Annotated in this window: 20 protein-coding genes and 1 tRNA gene; 6 read left to right on the top strand and 15 right to left on the bottom strand. The window is 66.7% G+C overall.

Annotation, left to right across the window (positions count from 1 at the left end):
- Nucleotides 1-11: 11 nt before the first annotated feature.
- Both EIK80_RS16560 and EIK80_RS16555 read right to left on the bottom strand, forming a co-directional pair.
- Nucleotides 12-1,232 (bottom strand): LL-diaminopimelate aminotransferase, encoded by a 1,221-nt coding sequence (locus EIK80_RS16560; protein ID WP_125158118.1) that lies wholly within the window; start codon nucleotides 1,230-1,232, stop codon nucleotides 12-14.
- A 109-nt stretch (nucleotides 1,233-1,341) separates the two neighbouring features.
- The gene (locus EIK80_RS16555; protein ID WP_125158117.1) at nucleotides 1,342-1,782 is read right to left on the bottom strand and encodes a hypothetical protein; all 441 of its coding nucleotides are present in this window, start codon (nucleotides 1,780-1,782) and stop codon (nucleotides 1,342-1,344) included.
- Nucleotides 1,783-2,109: 327 nt separating this feature from the next.
- Between EIK80_RS16555 and EIK80_RS16550 the strand changes: the two genes are divergently transcribed.
- Together EIK80_RS16550 and EIK80_RS16545 are read left to right on the top strand one after the other, a co-directional pair.
- Nucleotides 2,110-3,873, top strand: coding sequence for a class I poly(R)-hydroxyalkanoic acid synthase (locus tag EIK80_RS16550; RefSeq protein WP_125158276.1), 1,764 nt, complete (start codon nucleotides 2,110-2,112; stop codon nucleotides 3,871-3,873).
- A 101-nt stretch (nucleotides 3,874-3,974) separates the two neighbouring features.
- On the top strand, nucleotides 3,975-4,607 hold the full coding sequence (locus EIK80_RS16545; protein WP_125158116.1) for a DUF1287 domain-containing protein: 633 nt from the start codon (nucleotides 3,975-3,977) through the stop codon (nucleotides 4,605-4,607).
- Nucleotides 4,608-4,613: 6 nt separating this feature from the next.
- Here the strand turns inward: EIK80_RS16545 and argC are convergent, their stop codons facing one another.
- The 5 genes from argC to EIK80_RS26425 form a co-directional block, all read right to left on the bottom strand.
- On the bottom strand, nucleotides 4,614-5,567 hold the full coding sequence (gene argC / locus EIK80_RS16540; RefSeq protein WP_125158115.1) for an N-acetyl-gamma-glutamyl-phosphate reductase: 954 nt from the start codon (nucleotides 5,565-5,567) through the stop codon (nucleotides 4,614-4,616).
- Between the two features lie 111 nt (nucleotides 5,568-5,678).
- Nucleotides 5,679-6,152: a 30S ribosomal protein S9 gene (gene rpsI / locus EIK80_RS16535; protein WP_125158114.1), complete on the bottom strand. Its 474-nt coding sequence runs from the start codon at nucleotides 6,150-6,152 to the stop codon at nucleotides 5,679-5,681.
- Nucleotides 6,153-6,155: 3 nt separating this feature from the next.
- The gene (rplM, locus tag EIK80_RS16530) at nucleotides 6,156-6,629 is read right to left on the bottom strand and encodes a 50S ribosomal protein L13 (protein WP_125158113.1); all 474 of its coding nucleotides are present in this window, start codon (nucleotides 6,627-6,629) and stop codon (nucleotides 6,156-6,158) included.
- Between the two features lie 182 nt (nucleotides 6,630-6,811).
- Nucleotides 6,812-8,356, bottom strand: coding sequence for an alkaline phosphatase (locus tag EIK80_RS16525; protein ID WP_199743513.1), 1,545 nt, complete (start codon nucleotides 8,354-8,356; stop codon nucleotides 6,812-6,814).
- Nucleotides 8,357-8,438: 82 nt separating this feature from the next.
- Nucleotides 8,439-9,470 (bottom strand): COX15/CtaA family protein, encoded by a 1,032-nt coding sequence (locus EIK80_RS26425; RefSeq protein ID WP_199743512.1) that lies wholly within the window; start codon nucleotides 9,468-9,470, stop codon nucleotides 8,439-8,441.
- Between the two features lie 153 nt (nucleotides 9,471-9,623).
- Between EIK80_RS26425 and EIK80_RS16515 the strand changes: the two genes are divergently transcribed.
- Both EIK80_RS16515 and EIK80_RS16510 read left to right on the top strand, forming a co-directional pair.
- The gene (locus tag EIK80_RS16515; RefSeq protein WP_125158111.1) at nucleotides 9,624-9,875 is read left to right on the top strand and encodes a GlsB/YeaQ/YmgE family stress response membrane protein; all 252 of its coding nucleotides are present in this window, start codon (nucleotides 9,624-9,626) and stop codon (nucleotides 9,873-9,875) included.
- Between the two features lie 8 nt (nucleotides 9,876-9,883).
- A complete protein-coding gene (locus EIK80_RS16510) occupies nucleotides 9,884-10,123 on the top strand; it encodes a DUF2842 domain-containing protein (protein ID WP_125158275.1) in 240 nt (79 codons plus the stop codon).
- Between the two features lie 99 nt (nucleotides 10,124-10,222).
- On the opposite strand, the gene EIK80_RS16505 is transcribed toward EIK80_RS16510, so the two are convergent.
- The 7 genes from EIK80_RS16505 to EIK80_RS16475 form a co-directional block, all read right to left on the bottom strand.
- Nucleotides 10,223-10,299: transfer RNA gene (locus EIK80_RS16505), tRNA-Pro, on the bottom strand.
- 62 nt (nucleotides 10,300-10,361) lie between these two features.
- Nucleotides 10,362-10,790: a MerR family transcriptional regulator gene (locus EIK80_RS16500; protein WP_125158110.1), complete on the bottom strand. Its 429-nt coding sequence runs from the start codon at nucleotides 10,788-10,790 to the stop codon at nucleotides 10,362-10,364.
- 12 nt (nucleotides 10,791-10,802) lie between these two features.
- Entirely contained in the window at nucleotides 10,803-11,105 is a 303-nt protein-coding gene (locus tag EIK80_RS16495; protein ID WP_099578878.1) for an integration host factor subunit alpha, read from the bottom strand.
- Between the two features lie 199 nt (nucleotides 11,106-11,304).
- Nucleotides 11,305-12,282: a beta-ketoacyl-ACP synthase III gene (locus tag EIK80_RS16490; RefSeq protein ID WP_125158109.1), complete on the bottom strand. Its 978-nt coding sequence runs from the start codon at nucleotides 12,280-12,282 to the stop codon at nucleotides 11,305-11,307.
- Nucleotides 12,279-13,343, bottom strand: a complete 1,065-nt coding sequence (gene plsX / locus EIK80_RS16485) for a phosphate acyltransferase PlsX (protein ID WP_125158108.1) — start codon at nucleotides 13,341-13,343, stop codon at nucleotides 12,279-12,281. Before plsX ends, EIK80_RS16490 begins: the two co-directional genes overlap by 4 nt.
- Before the next feature lie 87 nt (nucleotides 13,344-13,430).
- Nucleotides 13,431-13,973 (bottom strand): DUF177 domain-containing protein, encoded by a 543-nt coding sequence (locus EIK80_RS16480; RefSeq protein WP_125158107.1) that lies wholly within the window; start codon nucleotides 13,971-13,973, stop codon nucleotides 13,431-13,433.
- Nucleotides 13,958-14,488 carry a ubiquinol-cytochrome C chaperone family protein gene (locus tag EIK80_RS16475; RefSeq protein ID WP_125158106.1) on the bottom strand — a complete coding sequence of 177 codons (531 nt, stop codon included), beginning with the start codon at nucleotides 14,486-14,488 and terminating at the stop codon, nucleotides 13,958-13,960. The genes EIK80_RS16480 and EIK80_RS16475 overlap by 16 nt, the downstream gene beginning before the upstream one ends.
- 120 nt (nucleotides 14,489-14,608) lie before the next feature.
- Here EIK80_RS16475 and EIK80_RS16470 point away from each other — a divergent pair, with 120 nt between their 5' ends.
- Both EIK80_RS16470 and EIK80_RS16465 read left to right on the top strand, forming a co-directional pair.
- A complete protein-coding gene (locus EIK80_RS16470) occupies nucleotides 14,609-15,091 on the top strand; it encodes an outer membrane protein assembly factor BamE (protein ID WP_125158105.1) in 483 nt (160 codons plus the stop codon).
- 264 nt (nucleotides 15,092-15,355) lie between these two features.
- Nucleotides 15,356-15,889: a response regulator gene (locus EIK80_RS16465; RefSeq protein ID WP_199743510.1), complete on the top strand. Its 534-nt coding sequence runs from the start codon at nucleotides 15,356-15,358 to the stop codon at nucleotides 15,887-15,889.
- A 77-nt stretch (nucleotides 15,890-15,966) separates the two neighbouring features.
- Here EIK80_RS16465 and EIK80_RS16460 read toward each other — a convergent pair whose 3' ends face one another.
- Nucleotides 15,967-18,102 carry a sodium-translocating pyrophosphatase gene (locus EIK80_RS16460; RefSeq protein ID WP_125158103.1) on the bottom strand — a complete coding sequence of 712 codons (2,136 nt, stop codon included), beginning with the start codon at nucleotides 18,100-18,102 and terminating at the stop codon, nucleotides 15,967-15,969.
- Nucleotides 18,103-18,129 lie beyond the last annotated feature (27 nt).

Genomic DNA, 18,129 nt, shown 5'->3' with positions numbered 1-18,129 from the left:
TCGGACGGCTCTTAGGCCTGTTCCATCTTGTTGTGGGCCTTGGCCAGGATGGAGTCGGCGTTGGCGATGAATTTCTTCACGTTGCGCGCGGCCTGACGGATGCGGTGCTCGTTCTCGACCAGGCCGATCCGCACATAACCCTCGCCGTACTCGCCAAAGCCGATGCCGGGGGCGACGGCGACGCCGGCCTCCTCGATCAGCAGGCGCGAGAAGAGCATGGAGCCGGCCTCGCGATAGGCCTCGGGGATCTTGGCCCAGGCGAACATCGAAGCCGGCGGGTTGGGGATGTCCCAGCCGGCGCCCTTCATCGACTTGATCAAGGTGTCGCGACGGCTCTTGTAGATGCCGCGGATCTCATCGACGCAATCCTGGGGCCCGTTGAGCGCCGTGGCCGCGGCCACCTGCACCGGGGTATAGGCGCCATAGTCCAGGTACGACTTCACGCGGGCCAGGGCCGCGCAGATGCGAGCGTTGCCGACCACCATGCCCACGCGCCAGCCGGCCATGGCGTAGGTCTTCGACAGCGAGTTGACCTCGACCGCGATGTCCTTGGCCCCATCCACCTGCAGGATCGACGGGGGCGGATTGTTCTCGAAATAGATCTCGCCATAGGCCACGTCGCTGATCACCAGCAGGTCGTGCTTCTTGGCCAGCGCCACGGCGTCCTTGTAGAAATCCAGATCCACCCATTGGGCGGTCGGGTTCGACGGATAGGACAGGATCAGCACGCTGGGCGGCGGCACGGAGTGCTTCACCGCGCGGCTGATGTTGGAGAGGTACTCCTCCGGCGACAGGGCCGGCACATGGCGGATGATGCCGCCGGCCATGATGAAGCCGAAGGCGTGGATCGGATAGGCCGGGTTCGGACAGATGATCACGTCGCCGGGACCGGTCAGGGCCTGGGCCAGGTTGGCGAAGCCCTCCTTGGACCCGAGCGTGGCGATCACCTCGGTGTCGGGGTTCAGCTTCACGCCGAAGCGGCGGCCGTAATAGTTGGCCATAGCCTTGCGAAGGCCGGGGATGCCCTTGGACGCGGAATAGCGCCCCGCCTTGGGGTCGCGCGCCGTCTCGATCAGCTTGTCGACGATGTGCTGGGGCGTGGGCATGTCAGGATTGCCCATGCCGAAGTCGATGATGTCGGTCCCCTCGGCGCGGAGGCGCGCCTTGATCTTGTTGACCTCTTCGAAGACGTAAGGCGGCAGGCGGCGGATACGGTGAAAATCGGTGCTCATGGGGGCTCTATGCGCCGCGTCGGCGCTCTGGGAGCGAAAAGTCGGGCATGGATAGACCCCGAGCGGGGCCACGCCAAGCCAGTTCAAGGGAGATTATGCCTCCGTCGGCCTATTTGGGCTGGGACGGAGGCGCGCTAGCTCGGCCGCGTGCGTCACGGGCGAAGGCTTCGGTGGCGGCGCGGTCGGCGTCGGTCGGCGCCTCGAAGGCGGGCGGCTTGGCGTCACGACGGGCCTTGGCCGCGTAGATCTCGCTGTCCTTGAGTTCCCAGGTGCTGGGCGCGGTGGCCGCCGTCAGGGCGTCGCCGGCGCGTTGCTGCTGCACCACGGCCGCGCGCACCTGGTCGGCGGTCGGCACGTCCGTGGGGATCGCCGGGATGTCCGAGAACTTGCGGCGCTCGCCCTTGGCCTTGGCCGCGGCGGTGGCGCGGGCGGCGATCGGCGAGCTGGGATCGACCTTGGCGGTCGAGAACGGCGTCGCGCACGCGGCCACGCCGGCCGTCAGGCCGACGATCAGAGCGACACGTACGATTTTGCGGGTTTCGCCGTTCATTGGTTCTGGTCTTATGCGATGATCGCGGCGAGCGAAAGGCGTTCGGCGCCGCTTTTCGCGAACAAGACAATAGCACGCGGAGGAAACCTCATGGCCACGGCGAAGGCGGCTCCCAAGGCCCGGAAGAAAGCTTCCCCCAAGGACGAGATCGCCCCCCCCAAGGCCAAGGCCGCGCCGAAGACAAGCAAGGCCAAGTCCAGGCCAGCGGCTCCCGAGGCGCCGCCCAAGGCCGAATCGGCTGGCAAGACTTCGGAGGGCTTCCAGGGCGGCCAGGCTCCCCCACCCTTCCCGCCGTTCGAAAAGGTGCTCTCCGCCGACCAGCTGAAGATGGTCGAGACCCTGTCGGCCAATCTGGCCCGCGCCGCCGTCACCGCCCAGGGCGCGATCGCCGAAGCCGCGCTGCGCCAAGCCGACCGCCCCGCCGCCCTCACCCCCGACCCGTTTCATGTCGCGCCCGCCCTGAACGAGGTGATGACCCGCCTGGCCGCCCAGCCCGACCGGCTGATGCGGGCCCAGGCCGACCTCTTCAGCCAGTACATGGATCTCTGGCAGTCGACGGCCCGCCGCGCCGCCGGCGAGGCGGTCGCGCCCGTTGTCGCCCCCGCCGCCGGCGACAAGCGCTTCAACGACCCGGACTGGGCGTCCAACCCGATGTTCGACCTGATGAAGCAGTCCTACCTGCTGTCGTCGAACTGGCTGAACGGCCTGATCGCCGAGGTCGAGGGCGTCGATCCCGCCACCAAGCGCCGCGTCGAGTTCTTCACCAAGATGCTGACCGACGCCTTCTCGCCGTCGAACTTCCTGATCTCCAATCCCGCAGCCCTGCGCGAGGTGGTGCAAACCCAGGGCCAAAGTCTGGTGCGCGGCATGGAGAACTTCGCCGCCGATCTGGAGCGCGGCGGCGGCCAGCTGGCGATCAGCCAGACGGATCTGGCCAAGTTCAAGGTCGGCCAGAACGTCGCCACGGCGCCCGGCAAGGTCGTCTACCAGAACGACATCCTGCAACTGCTGCAGTTCGATCCGACCACCGAAACGGTCTGCGAGATCCCGCTGCTGATCTTCCCGCCGTGGATCAACAAGTTCTACATCATGGACCTGCGGCCCGAGAACTCGATGATCCGCTGGCTGACCGGCCAGGGCTTCACGGTGTTCGTCGCCTCGTGGGTCAATCCGGACCAGAAGCTCGCGGCCAAGACCTTCGAGGACTACATGCTCGAAGGCATCTACGACGCCACTCAGCAGGTCATGACCCAGTGCGGCGTCGATCGGGTCAACACGGTCGGCTACTGCATCGGCGGCACCCTGCTGTCGGTCGCCCTGGCCCACATGGCCGCGCGGGGCGACAAGCGGATCAATTCGGCCACCTTCTTCGCCGCCCAGCAGGACTTCGCCGAAGCCGGCGACCTTCTGCTGTTCACCAACGAAGAGTGGCTGCAGTCGATCGAGCAGCAGATGGACCAGGCCGGCGGCTTCCTGCCCAGCCAGTCGATGGCCGACACGTTCAACGCCCTGCGCGGCAACGACCTGATCTGGTCGTTCTTCGTCAGCAACTACCTGATGGGCAAGGAGCCGCGCCCCTTCGACCTTCTGTTCTGGAACGCCGACCAGACGCGGATGCCCAAGGCGCTGCACCTGTTCTATCTGCGCAACTTCTACAAGGACAACGCCCTGACGACCGGCAAGCTGTCGCTGGGCGGCGAACGCCTGGACCTGTCGAAGGTGAAGATCCCCATCTACGTCCAGTCGTCCAAGGACGACCACATCGCGCCCTATCGCAGCGTCTATCGTGGAGCCAAGGCGTTCGGCGGGCCCGTGACCTTCACCATGGCGGGGTCGGGCCATATCGCGGGCGTGATCAACCATCCGGACGCCAAGAAATACCAGCACTGGACCAACGAGAGCCTGCCCGGCGACGTCAACGCCTGGATCGCCGGCGCCCAGGAGCATCCGGGCTCCTGGTGGCCGCACTGGGCGGCTTGGCTTAAGGCGCGCTCGGGCGATCAGGTCCCGGCTCGTGACCCGACCAAGGGCCCTCTGAAGGCGCTGGAGAATGCGCCGGGCTCCTTCGTCCTGGTCCGGTCGGATGACTAAGGGCGCGCGCCACCGGTGAGCCGTGTTTTGACCGAGGACTGAGGCGCCCAAGACCCACGTTCGCCCAAATGCCGCCGCGATCCTGGCCAAGCTTCCTCGCCATGCTCACGCTGGATCGCCGCACCGTTCTGGGAATGGCCGTCGTCGCGCCCTTCGCGGCGGCGAGCCAGGTCAGTCACGCGCTGATTCCCGACGCCGGCCGCAAGCTGGCCGCGGCGGCCCGCCAGCAGGTCGGGGTCACGGTCGACTACGACCCCAGCTACCGCAATATCGGCTATCCGAACGGCGACGTGCTGCGCACCAGCGGCGTCTGCTCCGACGTCTTGGTCCGCGCCGCCCGCGACGCCTGGGACATCGATCTGCAGAAGCAGGTGCACGAGGACATGCTGAAGGCCTTCTCGGCCTATCCGTCGCGCCGCGAATGGGGCCTGACCAAGCCGGACGCCAATATCGACCACCGGCGGGTGCTGAACCTGGAGACCTTCCTGACGCGGCGGGGCGCCAGCCTGCCCCTGCCCGCGCGGCGCCCCTTCGGCGGCGATGGGTTCGAGTCACCGCTGCCCGGCGACGTCCTGACCTGGCGGCTGGCTGGCGGGCGCCCGCACCTCGGCGTCGTGGTCGACGGCCCGCAGCATGTCCGCGTAACGCACAATATCGGCGAGGGCGTCCGCGAGGAGCCGCTCTGGATGTTCAAGCTGCACAAGCCCGCCGGGCACTATCGCTGGCGGGTGTGACGCCGATCAGAGACCGGCGTCTTCCTTGAGGCCTAGCGCGATGTTCATGTTCTGAACGGCCGCGCCCGAAGCGCCCTTGCCCAGATTGTCCAGCAACGCCACCAGACGCGCCTGACCGCTGCTGTCGGAGCCGAACACGAACAGCTTCAGGCGATTGGTGCCGTTCAGGCCTTCTGGATCCAGGGTCGTCAGGCTCTTGGCTTCCTCAAGCGAGGCGACCTCGACGAATTTCTCACCCTTGTAGTGCTTGTGAAGGGCGGCGTGGATATCGCCCAGCGACGGCGCGCCATTCAGGGTCGAGAAGTGCAGCGGCATCTCGACGATCATGCCCTGCAGATAGCGCCCCACGGCCGGCATGAAGATCGGCCGGCTCAGCAGGCCGCCGTGCATCTGCATTTCAGGCACGTGCTTGTGGGCCATCGACAGGCCGTAGATCCGGTAAGGGACCTTGGTGAAATTGGCGGCGCTCTCGTCCTCGAACTCGGCGATCATCGCCTTGCCGCCGCCGCTGTAGCCCGAAACGGCGTTGTACGAGACCGGTAGTTCCGGCGGCAGGACGCCGGCGCTGACCAGCGGCCGCGTCAGGGCGATGGCGCCGGTCGGATAGCAGCCCGGGTTGGAGATGCGCTTGGACTTGGCGATCTTGCCGCGCTGCTCCTTGTCGAGCTCGGGGAAGCCGTAGGCCCAGCCCTCGGCGGTGCGATAGGCGGTGGAGGCGTCGATGATCACCGTGTTCGGATTGGTGACCAGCGCCACGGCCTCCTTGGCCGCGTCGTCGGGCAGGCACAGGATCACGGCGTCGGCGCCGTTCAGCATCTCGGCGCGGGCGTCGGCGTCCTTGCGCTTGTCGGGATCGATCGAAACCAGCTGCAGGTCGGTGCGGCCGATCAGGCGCTCGCGGATCTGCAGGCCGGTGGTGCCGGCTTCGCCATCGATGAAGACCTTGGGGGCGCTGGTCATGCGGACTCCGATCCTGGCTCGAGCCAGAGAAGCAGAAAACAGAGACAGAAATGAAAAGGGGCGCTTCGGCCTGACCGAAGCGCCCCTTCCCGTAAGACGTAATCGTCGCGATTAGCGCTTCGAGAACTGGAAGCTGCGGCGGGCCTTGGCCTTGCCGTACTTCTTACGCTCGACGACGCGGCTGTCGCGGGTCAGGAAGCCGTGCGGCTTCAGGACCGGGCGCAGGCCGGGCTCGTAGTAGGTCAGGGCCTTGGACAGGCCGTGACGGATGGCGCCGGCTTGACCCGACAGACCCGAGCCTTCGACGGTCACGATGACGTCGAATTGACCCAGACGGTCGGTCACTTCCAGCGGCTGGGCGATCATCATGCGCAGCACCGGACGGGCGAAGTAGACTTCCTGGTCACGACCGTTGATCGTGATCGAACCCTTGCCCGGCTTGATCCAGACGCGAGCGATCGCGTTCTTGCGCTTGCCGGTCGCGTACGAGCGGCCTTGGGCGTCGATCTTCGGTTCGGCCGGAGCGGCAGCTTCCGGGTTGCTGGACAGGCTGGCCAGCGCTTCAAAGCCTTGTGCGTCGGTCATGGCTTAGAGGCTCCGGGTGTTCTTGGCGTTGCGGGCCGCGAAGTCGATGACTTCGGGGCTTTGCGCTTGGTGCGGGTGCTCGCCGTTGTTGTAGATGAGCAGGTGCGTCAGCTGCTTGCGAGCCAGCGGGCTCTCCTTCGGCAGCATGCGCTCGACGGCCTTCTCCAGGACGCGTTCCGGGAACTTGCCGCCCAGCACCTTGCGCGGGGTGGTTTCCTTGACGCCGCCCGGGTGACCGGTGTGGCGATAGTAGACCTTGTCGTCCAGCTTCTTGCCGGTGAACTTCACCTTGTCGGCGTTGATGACGACGACGAAATCGCCGCAATCGACGTGCGGGGTGTAGTCAGGACGGTGCTTGCCGCGAAGACGCATGGCGATGAACGTCGCCAGACGGCCGACAACGGCGTCCTGGGCGTCGACCACGATCCACTTCTTCTCGACCTCGGCCGGCTTCAACGAAGCCGTGATCTTTTGCATGGGATTGATCCGTAATTTCTAGGCGTCCGACCCCGAGAAATCCGGTTTCGTCCGTGTGAGGCGCGGCATGTACGGGAGGGTTCGCACGCTGTCAACAATGCGGAAGCAAGAAAGTACACAAACCCTTATTTTACAAAGGTTTGCGCGATGCGGTATCCAGATACCGCATCGCGCAATCTCCCCTAGCCGCGCTTGAACCACGATTTCTTGGTCTTGGGCGCCTCGGCCGACGGGGCGGCGGCGGGCGCGGTCGCCGGGGCGTCGAAGCCGAAGGCGTGGCGCATGACCTGGAAGATGTAGCTCTCTTCGACCACGCCGCGCAGCAGGAAGGCCTGCGGGCCGTCGGCGAACACCCCCACGTCCTCGCCGGCGTGGGCGGCGCTGCCCAGGTTCACCGTGGCTTGCTGGTGATAGTCGACGTCGTCCAGGTCTTCCTTGGCCGGGTCGTTGCGCGTGTCGTTCCCCGTCGGGCCGCCAGGGCCGGTGGCGAACATCAGGGTCGTATAGGCCTTGCCGTCGCCGGCGATGGCGGGATCGCCCTCATTGCCGGCCATGCCCAGGATCGGCGAATTGCGGGCGGCGTAGCCCGAGATCACTAGGCCGTGGCTGTGGTCGGCGGTGACGACGACCAGGGTGTCCTTGAGGTCGACCTTGGCCAGCACCGCAGCGATCGCCTTGGAGAATTCGACCGTCTCGCTGAGCGTGCGCTTGGCGTTGCCCAGGTGGCTGCCCATGTCGATCTTGCCGCCTTCGACCAGCAGGAAGTAGCCGTTCGGGTTCTTGGACAGCACGTCGACGGCGGAGGTCGCCATCTCGGCCAGGGTGGGGACGCCCTGCCCCAGCACCGCGCGCTCCACCTCGTACGGCAGGTGCTCGGGCGCGAAGAGGCCCAGCACGTGCCTGGTGTCGGCCGGAATGGCCTTCAACTGGTCGACGCTGGTCACGTAGGACGAGCCCGGACCTTCCGCCTTCAGCCACTCGGCCGTCAGGTCCCGGCCGTCGGCGCGCTTGCCGTCCTTGTCGTCGGGGAGGAAGCGCGAGCGGCCACCGCCCATGACGACGTCCAGCCGCAGGTTGTCGGGCGCTTCGATCAGCTGGCGGGCGATGTCCTTGCAGCCGGCCTGCAGGGCCTCGACCGGCATGTCGCCGTCGCCTTCCCAGTCGCGATAGGCGGTGTGGGCGTAGGCGCCGGCCGGGGTGGCGTGGGTGACGCGGGTGGTGGTGACGACGCCGGCGGCCTTGCCGCGCGCCTTGGCCAGCTCGGCCAGGGTGTCGACGCCATTGCCCTTCTCGGTCTCGCACTTCTCGCCAATCGCCGCGCCGGTCAGGCCGATGATCTTGTTGCGGGTCTTCACGCCGGTCATGATCGCGGTGATACCGGCGGCGCTGTCGGTGACCTGGGTGTCATGGCTGTAGGTCTTGGAGAGCGCCGAATAGGACAGCTTCTCGAAGGCCAGCGAATTGGACTCGCCATCGACGCCCTTCAGCTGGCCGTCATAGATGCGGCCGGCCGTGACCGTCGAAATGCCCATGCCGTCGCCCAGAAACAGGATGACGTTCTTGGCCTTGCCCGTGTTCGGGACCACGGCGATCTGCCTGGCCAGGGCGGCTTCGCCGGCCTTGTAATAGGCGTCCGCGGCGCTGACGGCGGCGTTCGGCGTTTGGGCGAACGCTAGAGCGGGAAAGGCGACGGACGCGACCAGCGCGAGAACAAGGGGGCGGATCAAGGCCAAGCTCCATGAGGAATCGGCCCGATTTGCGCCCTGCGTGTGACAGTTGTTGCGGGACTTTGTTTCAGTCCCTCAAAATTCAGGGCCTGCGCACCCGCCACGCGAAAACGGTCGCCGTCGCCAGCAGCACGGCCGCGCCCGCCTGGTGCAGCACGCCCAAAGCGATCGGCACGCTGGCCATCAGCGTCCAGATCCCCAGTCCCGCCTGCAAGGTGACGACGATCGCCACGGCCACGGCCGCGGCCTTGCTGCCCGGCGCCAGCGGACGATCCCGCTGCGCCAGGAAGGCGATCGCCAGGCCGGCCGCGAACAGGGCGTAGGCCGTCAGCCGGTGGTGCAGTTGTACGGCGCCCTGGCTGTGCGCCAGCGTGCCCCACAGACCCTTGCCCAGATATTCGGCGGGGAAAAAGCCGCCGTTCATCAGCGGCCAGTCGTTATAGACGAGGCCCGCGTCGTTGCCGGCGACCAGCGCGCCCAGCAGACTCTGGAAAAACACCGCGCCCAGGAAGGCCAGCGCCCAGCCGCGCCAGGCGGAGCGCTCCTCGACGCGCGGCGAGCCATTCCAGGCGTCGAGCGCGGTCCAGATCAAGACGACGAACAGGGCCAGCGCCAGGCCCAGGTGGGTCATCAGCCGCTCGGGCGCGACCGAGACGCGCTCGGAGAGGCCGCTCGACACCATCCACCAGCCCACCACACCTTGCAGGCCGCCCAACCCCAGCATGACGGCGCAGCGCCAGATCAGGCGGCGCGGGATGTCGCGGCGGATCAGGAAGACGGCGAACGGGATGGCGAAGGCCACGCCCACGGTCCGCCCCAGCAGCCGGTGCGCCCACTCCCACCAGAAGATGCCCTTGTAACCCTCCAGGGTCATGTCCGGGTTCACGAGCTGGAACTGGGGGATCTTCTTGTAGAGCTCGAAGCTCTCGCGCCAGGCCTGCTCGGACAGGGGCGGCAGCGCGCCCATGATCGGCTTCCACTGGGTGATCGAAAGACCCGAGTCGGTCAGGCGGGTCGCGCCGCCCACGACGACCATGGCGAACACCATGGCGGCGACGATGAAGAGCCAGATCGCGACGGGGCGCGAACGGTCGGAACGCAGGAAGGACGTCATGGGGCCTGAAAAGCGTCACTACTGGGCCGAAATGCGGCGAGACCTCCCTACGCCCGACGCTTGCCCGCATCAATGTTTCTGTGGCTCGGCATGACGGCGCCGCGGGTTCGTGCGAGAAACGGGCGTCTTGGGCGAGGCGGGACGGAGAAAACAATGAGCGGCATGGGCGTATTCGCGGCGGCGGTGATCGGCATCCTGGCCGGCTGGATCGCCGACATCGTGCTGGGTCGCCACCACTCGCTGTTCATCAAGCTCTTGATCGGCGTGATCGGCTCGTTCATCGGAGCCTTCATCGCCTCGCGCATCGATCTGCACCTGGCCGGCTTCGTCGGCGAACTGATCGTCTCCAGCGTGGGCGCGATCCTGTTCCTGGCCGTGCTCGGCCTTTTCCGGAGAACCGCGTGAGCGCTCCCATGAAGCCGGCCCGCCAGATACCCGCGAGACTGCGCAAGCTGATCGGCGCGTTCGCCGTGATGGCTGTCCTGTTCGCCTGGATCTGGGCCTTCACCAGCCTCTACGACCACCTGCCGCAGAACCGCTTCGTGCACCTGGTCTATTTCGTGGTCCTGGGCATGGGCTGGGTGCTGCCGGTGGTCCCGCTGATCTCTTGGATGGGCAAGGCCGACAAGCCGCTCGACGTCGGCCAAAGATAATCGCGGCCAGCGCTGCCCCCGAAATGAAAAAGGCCGCCCCGAAGGGCGGCCTTTCGTCTTCCGCCCCATTCCCGAAGGAAAAGGGTTTCCCGAAGGAAATGGTCGGAGCGACAGGATTTGAACCTGCGACCCCTTGACCCCCAGTCAAGTGCGCTACCAGGCTGCGCCACGCTCCGACGGAAGAGGCGCTCTTATAGGCGCCGCTCCCCCATTGGGCAACAGCGATTTCGGACGAAAATCAGGCTCGGGTTAGAAGTCCGTCTAGCCGCGATTTGATGGCGGTCAGATCGTCCAGCGCGAAGGCCAGGCGATCGCGCGCGCCGCTGTCCAGGCGCTTGGCGGGCGTCTCGGGCGCGGCGTAGTCGAAATCAGGATCAAGGCTGGCCGAACCATTCGAGCCGATGCCTGCGGCGATCACCTGGGCCAGACCCTGATCGCGATGCAGCTTCTGCACGCCCTTGATGGTGAGACCTTCGCTGTGCAGCAAGGTGCGGACGCCGTTCAGCACGGCCACGTCCTGCGGGCGATAGAAGCGCCGCCCGCCAGCCCGTTTCATCGGGCGGATGAAGGAGAACTTGGTCTCCCAGAAGCGCAGCACGTGCTGCGGCACGCCCAGCTCGTCGGCGGCCTCTGAAATCGTGCGGAAGGCGTTCGGCCCCTTCGCCACCGCATTGATTCCCTAGTCGCCCAAGGCGCGATCGATTCGCGCCTTCATGACCTGGGAGGCGCGGAAGCCGATCACCCGACGGGGTTCGATCTCGGCCGGCTCGCCGGTCTTGGGATTGCGCCCCATGCGGGCGCGCTTGGCGCGGACCTGGAAAACGCCGAAACCGGAAAGTTTGACCGTCTCGCCCTCTTCGAGCGCCTCGGCCACCAGATCCAGGGTCCGCTCGACCAGACCGGCGCAGTCCTGACGGGTCAATCCGACCTCTTCGTGGACCGCCTCGCATAGGTCGGCCCGGGTCAAAGTAGCGCCCTTCATGCAACCCCCTTCACGCGTATCTTGGCGGTCAGACAGACCACCGCCGATGGAGCACTCGCGGCGAACCTGGGTATGCCGCGACCGCCCTCAACGGACCGCGCCCAAATTCACCGATGACCTCATGCCGCGATTACCGCATGAAGTCAAAGGCTCAACGTCAGGAGTTCATGCCCGACGGGAAGATCGCGCAAGCTGCGCTTTAAAGGCGCAGAACGCAGGCTCCCCAGGTCAGGCCGCCCCCCATGGCTTCCAGCAGCAGCAGGTCGCCCTTCTTGATTCGGCCATCCTTCACGCCGTGCGCGAGGGCCAGCGGGATCGAGGCGGCCGAGGTGTTGGCGTGGGTCGCGACCGTCGAGATCACCTTTTCCTCGTCGATGCCGCAACGGTGGGCGACGCCGGCGAGGATGCGCTGGTTGGCCTGGTGCGGGATGAACCAGTCGACGTCCGCCACCGCGACGCCGGCATTGGCGGCGGCCGCGTGGATGGCCTCGGAGATGTTGACCACGGCGTGCTTGAAGACCTGGTTGCCCAGCATCCGCAGCTTGCCGACCGTGCCGGTCGTCGAGACGCCGCCGTCGACATAGAGCAGGTCCTGCTTGGTCCCGTCGGCGCGCAGGGCGAAGCCCAGCAGGCCTTGGTCGCCGGTGGTCCCCTCGCCTTCCTTCGGCTCGAGGACGACCGCGCCGGCGCCGTCGCCGAACAGCACGCAGGTGCCGCGATCGCTCCAGTCCATCAGGCGGGTCATGGTCTCGGCGCCGATCACCAGGGCGCACTTGGCGTGGCCGCGCGCGACGAAGCCGTCGGCGACGCTCAGGGCGTAGACGAAGCCCGAGCAGACGGCCTGGACGTCGAAGGCGATGCCGACCGGCGCGCCCAGCTTGCGCTGGACGATGGTGGCGACAGCGGGAAACGTCAGGTCGGCCGTGGTCGTGGCCACGATGATCAGGTCGACGTCGGCCGCGGACTTGCCGGCGGCCGCCAGGGCCTCCTTGGCGGCCTCGACGGCCAGGTCCGAGACCGGTTGGTCGTCGGCGGCCTGATGTCGCTGGCGGATGCCGGTGCGCTCGATAATCCAGGCGTCGCTGGTGTCGACGAACTTGGCCAGGTCGTCATTGGTCACGACCTTCGGCGGCAGATACGCGCCGACGCCAGTTACTGCACTGCGAGTTACGCTCACTCGGCCGCTCCCTGCCCCTGCTCCGGGGCTTCGCTCTTGGCCGCCACGGCGGTCAGACGCTTCAGATTTCTGTCGATCTCGGCGCGGAAGTCGCTGCGCGCGAGGTTGGTGGCGACCCGCAGGGCCGAGGCGAAGCCGTTGGCGTCCGCGCCGCCGTGGCTCTTGACCACGATGCCGTTCAAGCCCAGCAGCGGGCCGCCGTTGACCCGCCCCGGATCGAGGCGCGCGCGCATCTTCTTCAGCGCGCCCGAGGCGATCAGGGCGCCCAGCATGGCCATCGGACCCGAAGTCAGGGTCGTCTTGATCTCGTTCGAGAAGAACCGCGCCAGGCCTTCCGCCGTCTTCAGGGCGACATTGCCGGTGAAGCCGTCCGTGACGACCACATCCACGGTGCCGTAGGCGATGTCGGTGCCCTCGACGAAGCCATGATAGTCGAAATCAAGCTTGGCCTCGCGCAGGATGGCGTGCGCTTCGCGCACCTCCTCGTGGCCCTTCTGATCCTCGGAGCCGACGTTGAGCAGACCCACGGTCGGGCGCTTGGAGCCGTGCACGGCGTGGTGGAAGGCCGCGCCCATGATGGCGAACTCGACCAGCTGGGCCGCGTCGCTCTCGACATTGGCGCCCACGTCCAGCACCGCGGTGACGCCCTTCAAGGTCGGCCAGTTGGCGACGATGGCCGGGCGTTCCAGATCCGCGCCCATGCGCAGGATCAGCTTGGAGATGGCCATCAGGGCGCCGGTGTTGCCGGCCGAGACGCAGGCCTGGGCCTCGTTCTCGCGCAGAGACTCGATGGTGTTCCACATCGACGAGCCCTTGCCCCGGCGCATGGCCTGGGCGGGCTTTTCGTCCATGCCGATGGCCTTGTCGGTGTGGCGCACCTCGCTCACGCTTCTGGCGGCGGGGTGCTTGGCCAGCTCGGCCTCGATCTTCGCGCCGTCGCCATGCAGCAGGAACCGCACCCCCGGCAGCGCCTGAGCCGCCTGAGCGACGCCGGGCACGACGATGGAGGGGCCGTGGTCGCCGCCCATGGCGTCAACCGAGATGACTACGGATTGGGACACGTGGCGCTGTGAGCTCCGAGAGGCGTCTCGCCGGGCGGCGGACGATACATCCGCGTGAATATCACGCAAGCGGGCGAGTCGAGGGGTTTAGCCCTGATCATCCGTCGATTTGAGACCCTTGAGCGCCGCGAACGGGGAAAGTTCGACCGGCTCGGGCGGCTGGACGAACACCGCGCCCGGCTTGCGGGGGAACGGATCCAGCTCCAGGGCCAGGTGCTCGATCACGTAACCCGAGACGTCGATCTTCTCGCCGTCCAGCACATCCGGCGGATCGTCGGCGTCTGGATCCAGGCCCAGGTCGCCGCTGTCCTCGTCCTGAGGCGCGTTCTTGCTGTTGGCCGGCAGCACCCGCAGATCGAAGCGCGCATCGATCGGCGTTTCGAAATCGTCGGCCGTCGCGCTGCAGGTCTGGACCACGCGCGCGCGCAAGACGCCCGAGATCTCGGCCCCGTCCAGCCACGAGGTCAGGAACACCTCGGCGCTCAGGTCTTCCAGGCTGACCAGGCCCAGTTGCTTGGCGATCGCCTTGCGCTGGTCGGCCGAGGGTTCCAGCCGCAGCTTGACGGCGCCACGGTCGACCTGGGCCAACGGAATTTCACACGGCCAGGGCGCGGTCACGGGTTCGGCCACGTCACGTCTCCTTGCAGCAAGCTTTCCAGCGGCTGTTCCGCCAGGGCTTCGCGCGTCTTGATCACATAGGCGGCCAAGGCCGCGATGTCGCCCTCGCCGCGCTCCTCGAACGCGGTGCGGGCCAGGAAGCCGGTCATGCCCGCGAGATCCGGCAGGGTGGCGACGGCTTCGTCATAGGCCTTCAGCCGGCCGTAGAAGGCGCCCGCCAGCTTCTTCATCTTCTTGCCGACCGCCGTGTCCGACACGCCAATCTCGCGGAAGGCGTCGTCCAGCCCCTTCACATACGAGTCGAACACCGCCTGCGAGGTCTCGGCCGCGGCGTCGCCCTGCCCCTTCAGTCGCTCGATCAGAAAGATCACGTGCAGGCTGAAGAGTTCGAAGCGGCCCTCCATCGAGTCGCGGACGCCGAAGTCACGATAAAAGGTCGCGGACCGCGCCTGAGCCACTGCGCCAGCATAGAGCTTGGCTCCCGCCGCCTTGGCGGGCCTGGGCTTGAGCCACCTGTCCAGAAACATGAAACGCCTCGATTTCGCCGCGACATCCCGCTAGACGCGGGGTCCGCTTTCACGCGGGCATTGAACTAAGCTCCCGCGGGCGATAGGTCAAAGTCTGCATTTTTCCGGTTCGGAGCCTTGATGTCTCGCCCCGCCGTTTTCGCCGCCGTCGTTCTGGGCCTGGCGATCGCCACGTCCGCCTGTACGCCGCTGACCAGCTACTCCGGCTTTCAGGCCATCGAGGCCAAGCCCGCCGACATGAAGGTCGGCGAGGACAGCAAGTCGACCCTGATGGAAAAGCTGGGTTCGCCGTCGGCGGTTTCGACCTTCGACAACAACACCTGGTACTACATCTCGCAGACGACCGACCGCGTGGCCTTCTACATGCCGCGCGTGATCAAGCGCGACGTCGTGGCCATCAAGTTCAACCCGGCCGACGAGAAGGTCGCCTCGGTGAACACCTACACGCTGAAGGACGGCAAGGTCATCGCCTACAACGGCCGTGAGACCCCGACCCGCGGCCGCGAGATGACCATCCTCGAACAGCTGCTTGGCAACGTCGGTCGCGGCGGCATGCTCCCGCAGGACGACGAGGCGCCGGGCCAGCGTCCGGGCGGTCGATAGACCAAGTCGACAACTCGACAGATCAGAAAAGCCGTCCGCTGCAAGGTGGGCGGCTTTTTTCGTGCGCCGGTTACATCTCCGCGCGCACCACTGTCAGCGAGACGAGTAAATCCAGGCCATTTACTGTGAATTCGATATTCACCGTCTTAATTCAGCCGAACACCCACCTCCTAAACACTTCATAAACCCAAAACGGGTCACGATCGACTCAAGCCGCTCAAGTTGTGGCGCGAACGAATTCACGGCGGCGGTGGGAGACGCACTGTGGAGGGCATGGACCTTCGTGACGTATCGGTGCTTCTGGTCGACGACAACGCGAACATGCGCAAGCTCGTGGGCGAAATGCTCAAGGCCGCGGGCGTTCGCAGGATCCGCGAGGCCAGCGACGGCCTCGACGCGCTCAAGATCTTTCAGACCCAGGAAATCGACATCGTCTTCACCGACCTGATAATGCATCCGGTCGACGGCCTGGCCTTCATCCGCTGGATCCGCACCTCGAGCGCCAGCCCCAATCCGTACGTGCCGATCATCATGATGACCGGCCACGCCACCCAGCGCACGCTGACCGCCGCGCGCATGGCTGGAGTGACCGAGTTCCTGGCCAAGCCGCTGACGGCGCGCGGGGTCATGCACCGGATCAACGAGATCGTGAACAATCCCCGCCCGTTCGTACGGGCCAGCGCCTATTTCGGCCCCTGTCGCCGCCGCCGGATCGACCACGAATTCTCCGGCGTCGAGCGCCGCGCGGTCGAGATAACGGACGCCTTGTCCCAGATGGATCCCGAGGACGTCTACTAGGGTCCGCCGGCTCCCAAAAAACAAAACGCCCCGGAGAAAACTCCGGGGCGTTCCAGTTTCAGGCCGCTCTCGAAAGATCAGCCGTGGGCCAGCACCGCCAGCAGCAGCAGGGCCACGATGTTGGTGATCTTGATCATCGGGTTCACGGCCGGACCCGAGGTGTCCTTGTAGGGGTCGCCGACGGTGTCGCCGGTGACGGCGGCCTTGTGGGTGTCGCCGCCCTTGGTGTGCAGGACGCCGTTCTTATCGGTGAAGCCCTCCTCGATGACCTTCTTGGCGTTGTCCCAGGCGCCGCCGCCGCTGGTCATCGAAATGGCGACGAACAGGCCGGTGACGATCACACCCATCAGCATGGCGCCCAGCGAGGCGAACGCGTCGACCTTGCCGGCGATGGCCTTGATCACGAAGAACAGCACCACCGGCGAAACCACCGGCAGCAGGCTGGGCACGATCATCTCGCGAATCGCCGCCTTGGTCAGGATGTCCACGGCCTTGCCGTATTCCGGCTTGACCTCGCCGGTCATGATGCCCGGGTTCTCGCGGAACTGACGGCGCACCTCGGCGACGACCGACTCGGCCGCGCGACCGACGGCGGTCATCGCCATGCCGCCGAACAGGAAGGGCAGCAGACCGCCGAACAGCAGGCCGACCACGACGTAGGGATTGGACAGGTCGAAGGTCACCGGCCCCATGCCGTCGAAGAAGCTGCCCGGCGTCGCATTGGCCGAGAAGAACTTCAAATCCTCGGTATAGGCGGCGAACAGCACCAGGGCGCCCAGGCCGGCCGAACCGATCGCGTAGCCCTTGGTGACGGCCTTGGTGGTGTTGCCCACGGCGTCCAGGGCGTCGGTGGTGACGCGGACTTCGGGCGGCAGACCGGCCATCTCGGCGATGCCGCCGGCGTTGTCGGTGACCGGACCGAAGGCGTCCAGGGCGACGATGAAGCCGGCCAGCGACAGCATGGTCGTGGTGGCGATGGCGATGCCAAACAGGCCCGCCAGATTGTAGGTCACCACGATGCCGACGATGATGGTCAGGGCCGGCAGTGCCGTGGCTTCCAGCGACATGGCCAGACCCTGGATCACGTTGGTGCCGTGGCCCGAGACCGACGCCTGCGCCACCGACTTCACCGGGCGGAAGTTCGTGCCGGTGTAATACTCGGTGATCATGACGATGGCGGCGGTGACCGCCAGACCGACCAGACCGCAATAGAACAGCCCGTCGGCCGTATAGGTGCGCGCGTCCGTCACGACCGGGGCCGGGATCAGGTCGTGCAGCACGTACCAGACGGCGGGAATCGACAGCAGCCCGGTCACGATCAGGCCCTTGTAGAGGGCCCCCATGATGTTCTGGCTCTTGCCCAGGCGCACGAAGAACGCGCCGACGATCGAGGTGACGATACAGACCGCGCAGATGGCCAGCGGCAGCAGCATCATCGCGCCCACGGCCTCCGTGCCGCGGAAGAAGATGGCGGCCAGAACCATGGTGGCGACGGTGGTCACCGCATAGGTCTCGAACAGGTCGGCGGCCATGCCGGCGCAGTCGCCGACATTGTCGCCCACGTTGTCGGCGATGGTGGCGGCGTTGCGCGGATCATCTTCCGGGATGCCGGCTTCCACCTTGCCCACGAGGTCGCCGCCCACGTCGGCGCCCTTGGTGAAGATGCCGCCGCCCAGACGGGCGAAGATCGAGATCAGCGAGGCGCCGAAGCCCAGGGCCACCAGGGCGTCGACGACGCCGCGGCCGGTCGGCTCAAGGCCCAACGGGCCCGTCAGCACCCAATAGTAGCCGGCCACGCCCAGCAGCGCGAAGCCAGCCACCAGCATGCCGGTGATGGCGCCGGAGGTGAAGGCCAGCGACAGCCCCCTGGCCAGCCCCTCGGAAGCGGCCTGGGCCGTGCGGACGTTGGCGCGGACCGAGATCAGCATCCCCGCGAAGCCGGCCGCGCCCGAAAGCACGGCGCCGACGAGGAAGCCCAAGGCGGCCCATTGGCCGATCAGCAGGTAGACGGCGACGAGAATGACCGCGCCGACGACCGAGATAGTGAGGTATTGCCGGCGCAGGTAGGCTTGAGCCCCCTCCTGGATCGCCGCGGCGATCTCCTGCATCCGCGCATTGCCGGGCGACGCCCGCATCAGACTGGCCGTTTGCACGGCGCCGTACAGCACCGCCAGCAGCCCGGCCCCGATGGCCAGATAAAGCCAAAGACTCATTAGGTTCTTCGCCCCTTCGCGCTTCCA

This window comes from Caulobacter sp. 602-1, from assembly GCF_003931565.1.
GTDB lineage: Bacteria > Pseudomonadota > Alphaproteobacteria > Caulobacterales > Caulobacteraceae > Caulobacter.
This window is presented reverse-complemented; position numbering and strand designations above follow the sequence as displayed.

Excerpts from the sequence above, each read along its gene's own strand:
- EIK80_RS16560 (WP_125158118.1), bottom strand. The coding sequence starts at position 1,232 with ATGAGCACCGATTTTCACCGTATCCGCCGCCTGCCGCCTTACGTCTTC.
- EIK80_RS16555 (WP_125158117.1), bottom strand. The coding sequence starts at position 1,782 with ATGAACGGCGAAACCCGCAAAATCGTACGTGTCGCTCTGATCGTCGGC.
- EIK80_RS16550 (WP_125158276.1), top strand. The coding sequence starts at position 2,110 with ATGGTCGAGACCCTGTCGGCCAATCTGGCCCGCGCCGCCGTCACCGCC.
- EIK80_RS16545 (WP_125158116.1), top strand. The coding sequence starts at position 3,975 with ATGCTCACGCTGGATCGCCGCACCGTTCTGGGAATGGCCGTCGTCGCG.
- argC (WP_125158115.1), bottom strand. The coding sequence starts at position 5,567 with ATGACCAGCGCCCCCAAGGTCTTCATCGATGGCGAAGCCGGCACCACC.
- rpsI (WP_125158114.1), bottom strand. The coding sequence starts at position 6,152 with ATGACCGACGCACAAGGCTTTGAAGCGCTGGCCAGCCTGTCCAGCAAC.
- rplM (WP_125158113.1), bottom strand. The coding sequence starts at position 6,629 with ATGCAAAAGATCACGGCTTCGTTGAAGCCGGCCGAGGTCGAGAAGAAG.
- EIK80_RS26425 (WP_199743512.1), bottom strand. The coding sequence starts at position 9,470 with ATGACGTCCTTCCTGCGTTCCGACCGTTCGCGCCCCGTCGCGATCTGG.
- EIK80_RS16515 (WP_125158111.1), top strand. The coding sequence starts at position 9,624 with ATGAGCGGCATGGGCGTATTCGCGGCGGCGGTGATCGGCATCCTGGCC.
- EIK80_RS16510 (WP_125158275.1), top strand. The coding sequence starts at position 9,884 with ATGAAGCCGGCCCGCCAGATACCCGCGAGACTGCGCAAGCTGATCGGC.
- EIK80_RS16495 (WP_099578878.1), bottom strand. The coding sequence starts at position 11,105 with ATGAAGGGCGCTACTTTGACCCGGGCCGACCTATGCGAGGCGGTCCAC.
- EIK80_RS16475 (WP_125158106.1), bottom strand. The coding sequence starts at position 14,488 with ATGTTTCTGGACAGGTGGCTCAAGCCCAGGCCCGCCAAGGCGGCGGGA.
- EIK80_RS16470 (WP_125158105.1), top strand. The coding sequence starts at position 14,609 with ATGTCTCGCCCCGCCGTTTTCGCCGCCGTCGTTCTGGGCCTGGCGATC.
- EIK80_RS16460 (WP_125158103.1), bottom strand. The coding sequence starts at position 18,102 with ATGAGTCTTTGGCTTTATCTGGCCATCGGGGCCGGGCTGCTGGCGGTG.